This window comes from Sphingobium sp. WR1 (assembly GCF_059693745.1).
Map to the genome: position 1 here is coordinate 233,425 of NZ_JCATID010000005.1, position 13,538 is coordinate 246,962.

Here is a 13,538-nt window from a genome sequence, read left to right on the forward strand (position 1 = left end):
AATCGCGCCATACCGGACGCCATGCCTGATCCATCGGCATTCAGTCCCGTCGGAACGGATCATGCCACAGTGATCGGCCGGCCGTTTCCGGCATGAAATGGAGCGCCACCAACCCCACGACACAGGCGAGCATCATGTAGAAGGCCGGCATCAGTTCATTGCCGGTCAGGCCGATAAGGCCGCTGCCGATCGCCGGCGCCGTGCCGCCGAACAGCGACGTGGACATATTATAGGCGATGGCAAAGCCGGCAAAGCGCGCCGCCGTCGGAAACAACGCGGGGAACGTCGCGGAAATGGTCGCCAGTTGCGGCACGTAGAGCAGGCCGAGAAGCACGAAGCCGATGATCGCACCGGCCAGGCCCGTCGCGATCAGCATGTAGAGCGGCACCACCGCCACCAGCAGACCGATCAGCGACAGCCGCCACATCGGCCTGCGACCGATCCGATCAGACATATGGCCGGCGACCGGCAGGAAGAACATCATGAAGAACATGCCGATGATCGGCACCACCAGCGCCTCGTCCGGCGATAGCCCGATGCGCCGCTGCAAATAGGTCGGCATGTAGCTGAGCAATGTATAATTGACGACGTTGAGCGCCACCACCAGGCCACCGACGACCAGCATTGGCCGCATATGATCGCGGATCAAAGATCCGAGCGAGGGTGAACTGCTTCCTTCGGCCGCCTGTTCGCGAAAGACCGGCGTATCCTCCATCCTCGACCGCAGATACATGCCGATCAGCCCCATCGGCGCGGCCACCAGGAAAGGGATGCGCCAGCCCCACTCATGCATGATCGCGTCACCCAGCAGCAGCGAGAAGCCGAGCATCAGCGCAGCGCCGAAGGAAAATCCGGCGAGCGTCCCGAACTCCAGGAAGCTGCCGTAGAAGCCGCGTCGGTCGTCCGGCGCATATTCGGCCATGAAGGTCGCCGCTCCGCCATATTCGCCGCCGGTCGAGAAGCCCTGCACCATCCGCAGCAGGATCAGCAGCGCCGGCGCCCAGAAGCCGATCCGCGCATAGGAGGGGATGAGGCCGACGGCGAGCGTCGCGCCGGACATCAGCAGGATGGTCAGCGCCAGCACCGACTTGCGCCCCAGCCGATCGCCAAGCGGCCCCCAGAAGAGTCCCCCCAGCGGCCGGACGAGGAAGGAGATGGCGAAGGTCGCCAGCGCGAACAGCACGGCGTCGTCCACCTCGCCGGGGAAGAGCGCGGCGGAGATATAGGTCACGCCATAGGCATAGATGCCATAGTCGAACCATTCAGTGGCATTGCCCAGCGCAGAAGCCGCAATGGCGCGGCGCAGGGTGGCATTGTCGGCAGTGGCCGGCCGGATCGGCGCGAAGGTGGCGGAAGCGGTCATGACATTTGTCCGTCGACTGTATTGGGGTCAAGCAGCGATGCCACCGGGGTGGTGCGCGGCACGATCTGGAAGTCCTGCTGGTCGGGCACGGGCACGGGCGGGGTCGCCGCCTGGCGCCAAAGGCCAAAGCCGAGCGTCGCGCCAGCGCACAGTCCGATGAAGAGAAACAGGCCGCCGCCGGGCACGAAACTCATCAGCATGGCCGCGCCCAGCGGGCCGACCGCCGCACCGGCCGAATAGAGCAGCACCAGCCGCCCGCTTGCCGCGACCCGTTCGGTCGCGAGCAGCCGGTCGTTGCAATGGGCGACGCACAGCGGATAGAGCGCGAAACTGAGACCCCCGAACAGCGCGCCCAATGCGAGCAACAGCGGCCCGCCCGAAGCCGACATCGCCAGCGTGAGGCAGACCGCCAGCGTGGCGGCGAAACAGCCGACGATCACCCGCCGCCTATCCAGCCGGTCGGACAGGCGGCCGAGCGGCCATTGCAGCGCGACCCCGCCCAATATGACGATCATCATGAAACTGGCGGTCGCGCCAAGGTCCAGCCCCAGCCGCCGCACATGGACGGCCGCCATGCCGTAAAAGGCGCCCAGCATCAGCCCGGTCGCGACCGACCCGACCGTGCCGAGCGGCGAGGCGATATAGAGGGCACGGATGGTGAAGGCCTGCGCCTCGACCGGCGCCGGGGCGCTGCTGCGCGTCATGCAAAGCGGGATGACGGCGAGCGAAATCAGGATGGAGGCAAGCTGGAACGGCACCGCTGGCAACGCGCCGCTGGCCGCCAGCAGCAATTGTCCGACCGCCTGCCCCGAATAGAGCGCCACCATATAGGCCGCGAGCACGCTGCCGCGCGTCTCCATCTCCGCCCGGTCGTTGAGCCAGCTTTCGAGGCAGATGAACATGCCCGCGACGCAGACGCCGTCGACAAGGCGCAGCATCGCCCAGAAAAGCGGATATTGCAGCAGCACATAGGCGAGCGTGCTGGCCGACAGCAACGAGACGAAGGCGGCGAAGGCGCGGATATGGCCGACCTGTCGCACGATCCCGCCGGCCCGCAGCGCGCCGGCCACCAGTCCACAGAAATAGGCGGTCGCGACCGCGCCGATCGCCATGGTGCCCGCCCCCGCGCGCTCCAGCCGGAGACTGATCAACGTGGCCAGAAAGCCGCTGCCTGCCATGGCCATGAAGATGGCGAGCAGCAGGCTGCGAACGGGGTGGATCGCTGACAGCATCGGGAAGCGTTCCGGCCACGGCTCATGCCGCGCGCCGGTCCTCCATCTTGCTGGCATCCTCCACCAGCGCCCGATGCAGCGCGCCGATGGCCATGTCATAATGGTCGACGTCGACGATGAACTGCACATCGACATTGCGGATCTGGTGCTGCATCGCGACCATGGGCACATGCGCGGCGTCCAGCGCCCTCAGGGCATCGCGCACCAGCCCCGGCCGCGAAATGTCGCTGCCGATCGCCGAGACGATCGCAACCGGCTGGGCCGAGATGGCGGCATCGGGATAGAGCGCCTGAAGGTCGGCGATCACCCGCTTCACCGTCGCCGCGTCGGCCGACAGATAATGGGTGATGGTGTTGGCATTGGACGCCTTGCTGACGATCCAGGCGCCATGGCGGGTCAGCGCCTCCAATATCGCGGCGTCATAGCCCTTCACGCCCACCATGTCTTGCTCGAAGAACTGCAAGGCCTGCGCCTGGCGCACCCCGGTGACGATCTCCACGCGCGGGGTGGCCGACACATAATTGCCGCAGATCAGCGTGCCGCCATCCTCCCTGTCGAAGGTGTTGCGCACGCGCAGCGGAATGTCGGTCTGACGTAACCCCCTGCCCGCGCCGGGATGGATCGCCTCCATTCCAAGGTTCGCCAACTGGTCCGCCACGTCATAATTGGTGCGGCCGATCTTTCGCGCCTTGTCGATGCCGACCAGCCTCGGGTCCGCGCTCGACAAATGAAATTCCTTGTGGATGATCGCCTCGCGCGCCTTGGTCACGACGGCGATGCGCGAGAAGGTCATTTCCGAATAGCCGCGCGCATAGCGGCGCACCATCCCCTCGCTGCACCCGGCATAGCCGGTGACGATCGGCAGGGTGGTGGTCAGGTCGATCGGCGCGAAAGCTTCCATGATACGATCGTCCAGTTCGCGCATGTCCCGCTGGTCCCACAGGGTCAGGTCGACGAACTGTGCGTTGACGCCGCGGTCGCGCAGCAGCAGCGCGGTCGAATGGGCGCTGTGCGCCTCGCCCAGGCCTGCGAGCAGTTCGCGCGCCGTCACCAGCTGTTCCCTGACGCAGAAGCGGCCATGGCTGCGCAGCCGGGCGAGATCGTCGAGGCAGGCGGCGACCGCGTCGATGCGCATGTCGACAAATGCGTTTGCTTCGGCCAGCCGGTCGGCGCGCACGAACATGCTCGCACTGCGATCCTGCATGGCGCGGCGCACCGCCTCCATCGACTGGCGCCAGCCGTCGGCATCCTCATCAGCCACGAAGCGCGCATAAACGCCCGGCGCGCCGCTTTTTTTGTGCTCCAGCAGCAGGTCGGTCATGCCGGCATAGGCCGACACGACGAAGATGCGGTTGTAAAGGTCCGCGCCCTTGCGCCCGGCGATCAGCACATTGTCGAACAGGGTGGCGGTGGCGGCCATGGAGGTGCCGCCTATCTTTTCCACGCTATGAGGATGGCTCATGCCCGCGCCTCCTCCTTCATCAGCGGCCTGGCGACAGGCGTGATGACCGTTGGTTCGCCGCGCGCTGCGATGAAGGCGGGGCGCGGCTTGTCGACACCAAAGGGCGCCTCCAGCCGGTTCGACACGGCGTTGTAGACCAGGAAAGCGTTGGCGCGCGGAAAAGGCGTGATGTTCCCGTTCGACCCGTGCATGATATTGCAGTCGAAGATCACCACCGATCCCGGCTTGCCGGTCGGCGCGACGATCCCGTATTCGTGCGCCAGTTCGGCCAGGCTGTCCTCGTCGGGGACGCCATATTCTTGGCGTTTCAGTGACTGGCGATAATGATCCTCCGGCGTTTCCCCGACGCAGGTTAGATATTGGCGATGCGATCCGGGAATCAGCATCAGCGGGCCGTTATGCGGAGTATTTTCCGCCAGCAACACCGACATGGACAATGCCCGCATACGCGGCATTCCATCCTCGACATGCCATGTCTCGAAATCGCTGTGCCAATAGAATTCCTTGCCCTGGAAGCCCGGCTTATAGTTCAGTCGCGACTGGTGAATGTAGACTTCGTCGTCCAGCAGAAAGCGGGCGACCCCGGCCAGCCGTTCGTCGGCCGCCAGCCGCCCGATCACCCGGCTCTGGGCATGGATGCGGAAGATGGAGCGGACTTCCTTGCCGCCTGGTTCAGTAATCACCGTTTCGGTTTCCAGCGCATCCGGGTCGGCCAGTAATGTGCCGGCCTCGCGCTGGAGGAAGAGGATCTCTTCGTCGGCGAAAAGATCCTCCAGCACCAGATAGCCGTCACGGTCGAACTGCGCCGCCTTCTCGCGGCTGATGGGCGCACCCTCGCTCCAGTCGCCATGGACGACCGGATCAAGACGCGGCAAAAACTCCGCCACTTGCGCGTGGCGGGACGGGTAGAGGTCTTTCATGGGACTCCCCCTTTGGAGGTTCAGACTGGTTCAGTCGGCCAACGCGGTCGCGCGCGCGGCGCTCGTGTCGGCGGGATAGGCGCCGTTCTCGTCATGCACTTCCCCGCCTGTGACCGGCGGGTTGAAGGTGCAGGCGCACAAAATGTCGGTTTCCGGGCGAACGACATGCTTGTCATGGGCATTGAGCGCATACATGACGCCCGGCGCCAGCTGATGCGTGACGCCCGTGCCCAGATCCTCGATCGTACCCGTGCCCTTGAGCACCAGCACGGCCTCCAGATGGTTCTGGTAATGCATGTGCAGTTCCTGCCCCGCATACATGGTGGTGACGTGGAAGGAAAAGCCCATATCGTCGTCCTTCAGCAGAAGGCGAGCGCTTTCCCAGCTCTTCGACTTCACATTGCGGTCGGACTTGCGGATATCCTGAAGTTTGCGAACGATCATCTCTGTCTCCTCCTCTTATTCTGCGGCGACGCCATAGGTGACGATCAGGGCGGAACGGACGCTGTCCTCCAATATGTCGAGACCGGCCGACAGGATGGCGTCCTCGATCACGAGAGGCGCCAGCACCTTGACAATCTCGTCATGCGCACCGCTGGTTTCGATGATGAGCCCCTGCGCGAAGCAGGCGGCGGTGATATTTTGCGCGGCTTCGCCCGATCCGACGTCGATGCCGCGCATCATGCCGCGGCCGCGCGTCGACAGCCCATGTTCGGCGGCCATCGCGTCGAGCCGCCGCTCCAGCAGCGCACCGCGCCGGGCAATGTCCTGCTGGAAGGCGTCGTCGCCCCAGAAATGGCGCAGCGCGGCGGTGGCGGTAACGAAGGCATGGTTGTTGCCTCGGAAGGTGCCGTTATGTTCGCCCGGCGCCCATTGGTCGAGGTCCGGGCGGAACAGGGTGAGCGCGAAGGGCAGGCCCATGCCCGACAGCGACTTCGCCATGGTGACGATATCGGGGGTGAAGCCCATGCCTTCGAAGCTGAAGAAGCTGCCCGTGCGGCCACAGCCGGCCTGGATATCGTCGACGATCATCAGCGCGCCGTGGCGCTTCGCGATCCCCGCAATCCGGCGCAGCCATGTACCCGAGGCCGCGTTGAGGCCGCCTTCGCCCTGCACCGTTTCCACCATGATGGCGGCCGGCGCGTCAAGGCCACTCGACGGGTCGGACAGGCGGCGCTCCAGCAGGTCGGCGGTATCGACGTCCGGGCCGTGATAGCCGTCATAAGGTTCGTGGCTGACATGGCTGAGCGGCACGCCCGCGCCGCCGCGCTTGGCGGCATTGCCGGTGCAGGCCAGCGCCCCCAGCGTCATGCCGTGGAAGCCGTTGGTGAAGGCGATCACCAGTTCGCGGCCGGTGATCTTGCGCGCCAGCTTGATCGCGGCCTCGACCGCATTGGTGCCGGTCGGCCCGGTGAACATCGCCCGATAGTCGAGGCCACGGGGCTTGAGGATCGCATCCTCCAGCGCCGCGAGGAAATCCGCCTTGGCGTCGGTGTGAAGATCGAGGCCGTGGGTGATGCCGTCATCGGCGATATAGTCGACGAGCGCGCGCTTGAGCACCGGATGGTTGTGCCCATAATTGAGCGTTGAACAGCCCGACAGGAAGTCGAGATAGCGGCCGCCCTGATTGTCGTGCATCCACACGCCTTGCGCCCGGTTGAACTGGCGGGGCATGGTGCGGGCATAGCTGCGCACGGCGGATTCGCGCCGCTCGTAAATGGCGGTATCGGGCATGGCGACGGTGGGCTTGGGCAGGGTCGTCAAGGTCATGGAAATCTCCTTCAAGGGCGGGGCGACAGCGGCAGCGGGCCGATGCGCACCTGCCACTCGGTGGCGTGAGCGCCGGCGAAATGGGCTTCGCGCTCGAAACGGATGCTCTTTTCGACGGGAGTGCCCCAGCGACGCGCCAGCCCCTCGAACAAGGCCCAGGACGCACGATTGTCTTCGGTGATCGTGGTCGTCAGATGGGTGATGCCGGCCTGCTCGGGTCGCGTCAGCAGCGCGTGGATCATGCGCCCAGCGAGGCGCTCGCCTCGCGCGGCGGATGATATCGCCACCTGCCAGATGAAGAAATTTGCGGGCGCAACCGGCGGGCGGTAGCCTGATACCCAGCCAACCAGCATATCGGCGCGCTCCGCGACGATGCAACTATCGGCAAAATCGGTGCATTGCAGCAGGTTGCAATAGGCCGAATTGGGATCGAGCGGCGGACAGGCCGTGATCAATCCGCTGATGGCCGGCCCATCGGTGGCGACGGGTTTGCGCAGTAATATGTCCTGCCCCTCGCCCCGTTCGGAGCGCGCAGAAGCCCGTGGCGGCGTCACGGCCGCTGTAGCTTGGGAATCAAAGATTATTCATCTCCCGAATTATATTTCCATGGGAAATTGAATCTCCCCGTCGAGACGGGCGCTTATATGCCGACATACAGCGTATCTTTCAACCCTGATTGAGAAATTATATTTTACTTATCGAAGTATATATCGGGAATGTCAGTCATGGGCGATTGTCCAAGTTGGTGTCGGCTACCGCTTCGGGCTATGCGCCAATCCATGGATTCTGAAATTGCCTCGCTGACCCTCCGCGCACTCCGCCGCGTCCTGCGCGCGACCGAGATCGGCAGTCGCCAACTGGCCGCGACCACCGGCCTCACGCCTTCGCAACTGCTGGTGCTACGCGAAATCGACGCGCGGTCCTCTGCCACACCGTCCGCCATCGCCCATGCCCTGCAATTCAGCCAGGCCACGATCACGACCATTATCGACCGCCTTGCCGCGCTGGGCTTCGTGCAGCGGCAGCGCAGCGACAAGGACAAGCGGCAATTCCATCTCAGCCTTCTGCCCGATGGGAAGATCGCGCTGGCCGATGCCCCCGACCCGTTGCAGAAGACATTTACGGATCGATTCGTCCAATTGCCCGCCTGGGAACAGGCGATGATCCTCGCTTCGGCGGAGCGGCTTGCCATGCTGATGAACGCCGACCGCATCGATGCCGCTCCCCTCCTCGACAGCGGACAGATCGACCGGTCCGAACCGCACTGACCGGCCCACGGATCAAATCCGCGGCACGGCGCATGACGTTGTTGCCCTGGCCGATCCAAACTATGGTCGCGCGATGTCGACCGCGCCCGTCCCCAGCTTCTATCTCTATGGCGAACCCCAGCGCAGCGTGGCGGAGGGCTTCGTCCATGTCGAAAGTCTGGACGATCGCTCCCGCCCGAGCGAATGGACGATCCGGCCGCATGTCCATCACGATCTCAACCATATCATCCTGATCGCCGAAGGCGGCGGCGCGATGCAGGCCGAGACCGTCCAACTTTCCTTCGACGCGCCCTGCCTGCTGCTGATCCCCGCAGGCATCGTCCATGGCTTCAGCTGGCACCGGGAGTCGCGCGGCTATGTCACCACTATCGCCGCCAGCTATCTCCAGCATCTCCTGGCCCGCGACGCCGATCTCGCACCGCTGTTCGCCCGCGCCCATGCGGTGATGCTGCCGCGGGAGGATGGAGCGGACGCCGAAGCGGTCATTGCGCGGATGGCCAAGGAACTGGGATGGTCCGGCCCCGGCCAACGCGCCGCCGTCGAATCCGCCCTGCTGTTGCTGATGGTGCTCGCCCTGCGCCATGCGACGCTGGCGGAAGCCGCCCGGCAGGGCACCACAAAGCAGGCGGCGCTGGTCGCGCGCCTGCGCGAGCGGATCGAACAACGCTTCCGCCAGCGCGAACCTGTTTCCGTCCATGCCAGGGCGCTCGGCGCCAGCCTCACCGCCCTGCGCCAGGCCTGCGCCCGTGTCGCCAACAGCTCGCCCGCGCAGATGCTCGACGATCGCGCCCTGCTGGAGGCGCGCCGCCTGCTTCTCTATTCCCAGTTGTCGGTGGCCGAGATCGCCTATGCCGTCGGGTTCGAGGATCCCGCCTATTTTTCTCGCTTCTTCACCCGCCATATCGGCCAATCGCCCAAGGCCTGGCGGGATGAGCGACGGCGATGCTGAAAGATGACGGAGGAAATCACTGACGCCACCCATTTGCGGCCGTTCTGATCACGTAATGGCCGTTGGCGATATCGCCTCGCCGCGCTAAGAGGTTGGTGTTCAACCTGCTCCAGGGAGGGGTAGCCCGGTGAGGTTAGAGGTCGTTCTGCTGTTGCTCCACGCGCCCGTGGCGGCGCGCCTTCGCCATTGCATCGGCTGAGAGCGGGCCGGCATGTCGGAAGAGGCCCAGCCCTATGTGTTCAAGCCTCATGAACGGCCGACCCTGCCCGGCTCGCCCGCCAATCCCGATCATCCTTCGCGCCGGAGGCTGGGCTATTTCGCGATCGGTTGCCTGATCGGCGTCACCGGCGGCCTCGGCAATGCGCTGGTGGCGGTGAACCTCAATTTCGCGCAGGGCACGCTGGGTCTTAACAGCGACGAAAGCGCATGGCTGACAGCCGCCTATTTCATGACGAACGTCACCGCCAACCTGCTGCTGGTGAAATATCGCCAGCAATTCGGGTTGCAATCCTTCATCCGCTATATTCTGGTTGCCTATGCACTGACGACGATCATGCATCTTTTCGTGCATGATTTCTGGACGTCGGTGGCCGTGCGCGCGATGAGCGGGGTCGCCGCGTCGGGCCTGTCCACCCTCACCATCCTCTATCTGATGCAGAGCCTGCCCGCACCCAAGCGACTGGCGGGCGTGATGATGGGCATATCCATCCCCCAGCTGGCGACGCCGCTCGCCCGCGCCTTGTCGCCCCATCTGCTCGAATCGGGTGACTGGCACATGCTTTACTGGTTCGAGATGGGACTGGCCTTCGCTTCGCTCGCGGCGGTGATGGCCCTCCCGTTGCCACCGAGCGAGCGGGAGAAGGTGTTCGAGCCACTCGATTTCCTGACCTTCGGCCTGTTCGCGCCGGGCCTCTGCCTGCTGATCGCGGTGCTTTCTGAAGGACGGATCCAATGGTGGACCGCGCGCGACTGGATGGGATATGCGCTGGCGGGCAGCGTCCTGCTGATCAGCGCTGCCCTGCTGGTCGAGCATCATCGCGCCAACCCCCTCATCAACACGCGCTGGCTGGGCCGGCGGGAGATAGCGCGCCTGATGCTGGTCGCGGCATCGGTGCGGATTTTGCTGTCGGAACAGGCGTTCGGGTCGGTCGGCCTGCTCAACATCGTCGGCATGATCAACGACCAGATGATCACGCTCAACCTGATCGTGCTGGCCGCATCGCTGGCGGGGCTGGCGACGGCGGTGCTGACCTTTCGGCCCGACAATGTCACCCGTCCGATCACCTTCGCGATCATCCTGATCGCGATCGGCGCCTTTATGGACGCCGATGCCACCAACCTCACCCGGCCGGCCAATCTCTATTTCAGCCAGGCGCTGATCGGCTTTGCGTCACTGCTGTTCCTGGCGCAGGCGATGGTGATCGGCATCGCGCGCACCCTGCTCGCAGGCGGCAAGCATTTCGTCAGTTTCGTCGTGTTGTTCAGCATGAGCCAAAGCGTCGGCGGCCTTGTCGGCACCGCGCTGCTCGGCACATTCCAGGTGGTGCGGGAGAAATATCATTCGCATGAGCTGGTGCAGCATATCGTCATGACGGACCCGCAAGTGGCGGCGCGTGTCCGGGCGGGCGGAGGCGCGGTCGCGGGCGTGATCGGCGACCCGGCGCTGCGTAGCGCGGAAGGGGCGGCGATCCTGGGCCAACAGGTGGCGCGGGAGGCCAATATCCTGGCCTATAACGACGTGTTCCTGCTGCTGGGCGTGCTGGCGGTGTTGACCGCCCTGTGGGGCTTTGCCATCCGTTATTCGATCCGGCGGCGCGGGGAAATATCGCCGGTCATCCTGCTCCAGCAGAAAATGATGCAGGCACAGGCGGCGCAGCAGGCCGCGGGCAGCAAATAAGGGGGTCTATGAACCAGCCGACAGCAACCGGGGACGAACCGGAAACGAGCGACCCGCAAATCCATCCCCCGGCAGGTGGATGGCGCCCGCCCACGCGCAGTCGCACCACCGCCATTGCGATCGTGCTGATCGCGCTCATCGCGGTTTCGGCCATCCTCTATGCCTGGCAGTTGCCGCCCTTCGCCGGCCTTTCCGAACAGACCGACAATGCCTATGTGCGCGGCAAGGTGACGATCATCAGTCCGCAGGTCAGCGGCTATGTCACCTCGGTTCCTCTCCAGGATTTCGCCGAGGTGAAGGCCGGACAAATTCTTGCGACGATCGACCGGCGCATCTACGCGGCCAAGGTGGAGCAGGCGAAGGCCAATCTGGCCGCCCAGATCGCCGCCCTGTCCAATTCGCAACAGAACCAGCTGTCCCGCGAGGCCGCCCTGACCGGACAGGAAGCCGCGATCGGCAGCGCGCGTGCGCAGTTGGCGAAGGCGCAGGCCGACATGCGCCGCGCCGACGCGCTGGTGGCGGATGGTTCGATTTCCGAGCGGGAACGCGACCAGACCCGCGCCGCCCTGCTGGCCGCGCAGGCATCCTTGCAGCAGGCGGGCGCCGCCCAGCGCATCGGCACGCAGGATGTCCGGTCGGTGCTGGTCGGCCGCGCGGGCCTGGAGGCCGCGGTCGAGGGCGCGCGCGCACAACTCCATCTGGCCCAGATCGATCTGGACAACAGCATCATCCGCGCGCCGGTCGCCGGGCAATTGTCGGAAATCGGCGTGCGCAACGGCGCCTATGTCACGGCCGGCACCCAGCTCATGTTCCTGGTGCCGCACGATCACTGGATCATCGCCAATTTCAAGGAAGCCCAGACCCGCAAGATGCGCATCGGCCAGCGCGCCACATTCCGGGTCGATGCGCTCGGCAACGCCAGGCTGACCGGCCGGGTGGAAAATCTGTCCCCCGCCGCCGGATCCGAATTTGCGGTGCTCAAGGCCGATAATGCCACCGGGAATTTCGTGAAGGTCGCGCAGAGGATCGCCGTCAGAGTGCGGATCGACCCGGGCCAGCAACTGGCCAGCCGCCTGCGACCGGGCATGTCGGTCGTCATCAAGATCCATACGAACGACTGATGCGGCGCCTCCTCATCCTGCTCTTGCCATTGTCAGCCTGCGCGGGTCCGCAGGTCGAGACGGCTGACGTCGCACCGATTGTCGCGCCCTCGGCCTGGCGGACCGACGCCGGACCAACCGCACCGTTCGATCGCGACTGGTGGCAGGGCTTTGGCGATCCTGCCCTCACCGCCATGGTGGAACGGGCGCTCCAGAATAACATCGACATTGCGATTGCGGGCGCCCGTATCCGGGAAGCCCGGGCGCAGGAAAGCATCGCGCGCGCGGCGCTGTTGCCGACGCTGGATGCCGTCGGCACCGGCGCGGAATCGCGCAGCGTCAATCCGTTCGGCCAGCCAGTGGTCCAGACCGCCGCCCAGCCGCAGGTCCAGGCCGGATGGGAAGCCGACCTGTTCGGCCGCCTCTCCGACCGCGCCTCGGCAGCGCGCTCGAGCTGGCTCGCGAGCCAGGCGGCGCGCGATGCCGTTCGTCTGTCGGTCGCAGCCACCGCCGCAAGCGGCTATATCACGTTGCGCGCGCTCGACGCCCGTCTGGCCGTCGCGCGGCAGACGCTCGATGCGCGGGCGCAAGCGCTCAAACTGGCGCAACGCCGCAGCGACGCCGGCTATTCCCCGCGTCTCGAGCTTGCCCAGGCCGAGGCGGAATATCAGGCAACCGCGCAGGTGATCCCGCCGCTGGAGCAGGCGATCGCACGGCAGGAAAATGGCCTGCGTCTGTTGACCGGCGATTTGCCCGGCTCCGTCGCGCGCGGTGCATCTCTCGCCAGCCTGACCGAGCCCGCCATTCCCGACGGCCTGCCATCGGACCTGCTGCGACGGCGCCCGGACATCGCGCAAGCCGAACATCAACTCGCGGCCAGCGACCGATTGCTCGCGGCCGCGCGCAAGAATTTCCTGCCGCAGGTCCGCTTGACGGCCTCGGGCGGCGCAGCCTTCTCCACCTTGCTGTCCGATCCCATCAGCATCTGGTCGATCGGGGGCAGCATCCTTGCGCCCCTCTTTCAAGGTGGCCGGCTGCGCGGAGGCGCCGAAGTGGCCGGCGCGCAGCGGGATCAGGCGGCGCTGGGCTATCGCAAGGCGGCGCTCGGCGCCTTTCGCGAGGTCGAGGATGCGCTGGCGGCGACGCGCCACAGCGACGCGCAACGGGTCCTGCTGGAACGTCAACGCCAGGCGGCGGCCGAGGGCTTACGACTGGCGTCGAACCGCTACCGCGCCGGTTATTCGCCCTATCTGGAGCAACTCGATGCCCAGCGCGGCCTGTTCGGGGTCGAACTGGCGCTGGTGCAGGCGCAGGCCGATGCGCTGACGGCGCGCATTGCCCTCTATCAGGCCATGGGCGGCGGCTGGAGCGCGGGCGATTGAGACGCATGACATCAACCATGACGCGGATATCCGAGCCACTCATGGCGGGTGTGACAATCAGCCCGTCGACCACATTGAACCGGCTTGAGGCGACCGAAAATAGCCCGGAGGCACATGCCTCCGGGCCAGGAGAAAGGCTGCTCTGACAGAGCTACCTTCGGGTCGCGCGCTCCTCATAATCCAACTCGGCAGCCC

Annotated in this window: 12 protein-coding genes; 5 read left to right on the forward strand and 7 right to left on the reverse strand. The window is 65.5% G+C overall.

Going from position 1 to position 13,538, the window contains the following annotated elements:
* Positions 1-40: 40 nt before the first annotated feature.
* From AC58EF_RS08995 to ectA, 7 genes are read right to left on the reverse strand one after another with little or no spacing between them, the layout of a single operon-like run.
* Positions 41-1,363 carry an MFS transporter gene (locus tag AC58EF_RS08995; protein ID WP_497275734.1) on the reverse strand — a complete coding sequence of 441 codons (1,323 nt, stop codon included), beginning with the start codon at positions 1,361-1,363 and terminating at the stop codon, positions 41-43.
* Positions 1,360-2,595 (reverse strand): MFS transporter, encoded by a 1,236-nt coding sequence (locus AC58EF_RS09000; RefSeq protein ID WP_497275736.1) that lies wholly within the window; start codon positions 2,593-2,595, stop codon positions 1,360-1,362. The genes AC58EF_RS08995 and AC58EF_RS09000 overlap by 4 nt, the downstream gene beginning before the upstream one ends.
* Positions 2,596-2,617: 22 nt before the next feature.
* A complete protein-coding gene (locus tag AC58EF_RS09005; protein ID WP_497275738.1) occupies positions 2,618-4,057 on the reverse strand; it encodes an aspartate kinase in 1,440 nt (479 codons plus the stop codon).
* Positions 4,054-4,977, reverse strand: coding sequence for an ectoine hydroxylase (gene thpD, locus AC58EF_RS09010; RefSeq protein ID WP_497275739.1), 924 nt, complete (start codon positions 4,975-4,977; stop codon positions 4,054-4,056). The genes AC58EF_RS09005 and thpD overlap by 4 nt, the downstream gene beginning before the upstream one ends.
* Before the next feature lie 30 nt (positions 4,978-5,007).
* Positions 5,008-5,421 carry an ectoine synthase gene (locus tag AC58EF_RS09015; protein WP_497275740.1) on the reverse strand — a complete coding sequence of 138 codons (414 nt, stop codon included), beginning with the start codon at positions 5,419-5,421 and terminating at the stop codon, positions 5,008-5,010.
* A gap of 15 nt (positions 5,422-5,436) precedes the next feature.
* Positions 5,437-6,747 (reverse strand): diaminobutyrate--2-oxoglutarate transaminase, encoded by a 1,311-nt coding sequence (ectB, locus tag AC58EF_RS09020; RefSeq protein ID WP_497275742.1) that lies wholly within the window; start codon positions 6,745-6,747, stop codon positions 5,437-5,439.
* An 11-nt stretch (positions 6,748-6,758) separates the two neighbouring features.
* Complete coding sequence (ectA, locus tag AC58EF_RS09025; RefSeq protein ID WP_497275849.1) at positions 6,759-7,250, reverse strand: diaminobutyrate acetyltransferase; 492 nt, start codon at positions 7,248-7,250, stop codon at positions 6,759-6,761.
* A 276-nt stretch (positions 7,251-7,526) separates the two neighbouring features.
* Between ectA and AC58EF_RS09030 the strand changes: the two genes are divergently transcribed.
* From AC58EF_RS09030 to AC58EF_RS09050, 5 genes are all read left to right on the forward strand, one after another.
* Positions 7,527-8,015 carry a MarR family winged helix-turn-helix transcriptional regulator gene (locus tag AC58EF_RS09030; protein ID WP_497275743.1) on the forward strand — a complete coding sequence of 163 codons (489 nt, stop codon included), beginning with the start codon at positions 7,527-7,529 and terminating at the stop codon, positions 8,013-8,015.
* A gap of 73 nt (positions 8,016-8,088) precedes the next feature.
* On the forward strand, positions 8,089-8,964 hold the full coding sequence (locus AC58EF_RS09035) for a helix-turn-helix domain-containing protein (protein ID WP_497275745.1): 876 nt from the start codon (positions 8,089-8,091) through the stop codon (positions 8,962-8,964).
* Positions 8,965-9,175: 211 nt separating this feature from the next.
* Positions 9,176-10,861 (forward strand): MFS transporter, encoded by a 1,686-nt coding sequence (locus AC58EF_RS09040; RefSeq protein ID WP_497275746.1) that lies wholly within the window; start codon positions 9,176-9,178, stop codon positions 10,859-10,861.
* A gap of 8 nt (positions 10,862-10,869) precedes the next feature.
* On the forward strand, positions 10,870-11,982 hold the full coding sequence (locus AC58EF_RS09045) for an HlyD family secretion protein (RefSeq protein ID WP_497275748.1): 1,113 nt from the start codon (positions 10,870-10,872) through the stop codon (positions 11,980-11,982).
* Positions 11,982-13,343 carry an efflux transporter outer membrane subunit gene (locus AC58EF_RS09050; RefSeq protein ID WP_497275749.1) on the forward strand — a complete coding sequence of 454 codons (1,362 nt, stop codon included), beginning with the start codon at positions 11,982-11,984 and terminating at the stop codon, positions 13,341-13,343. Before AC58EF_RS09045 ends, AC58EF_RS09050 begins: the two co-directional genes overlap by 1 nt.
* The last annotated feature ends 195 nt before the right edge of the window (positions 13,344-13,538 follow it).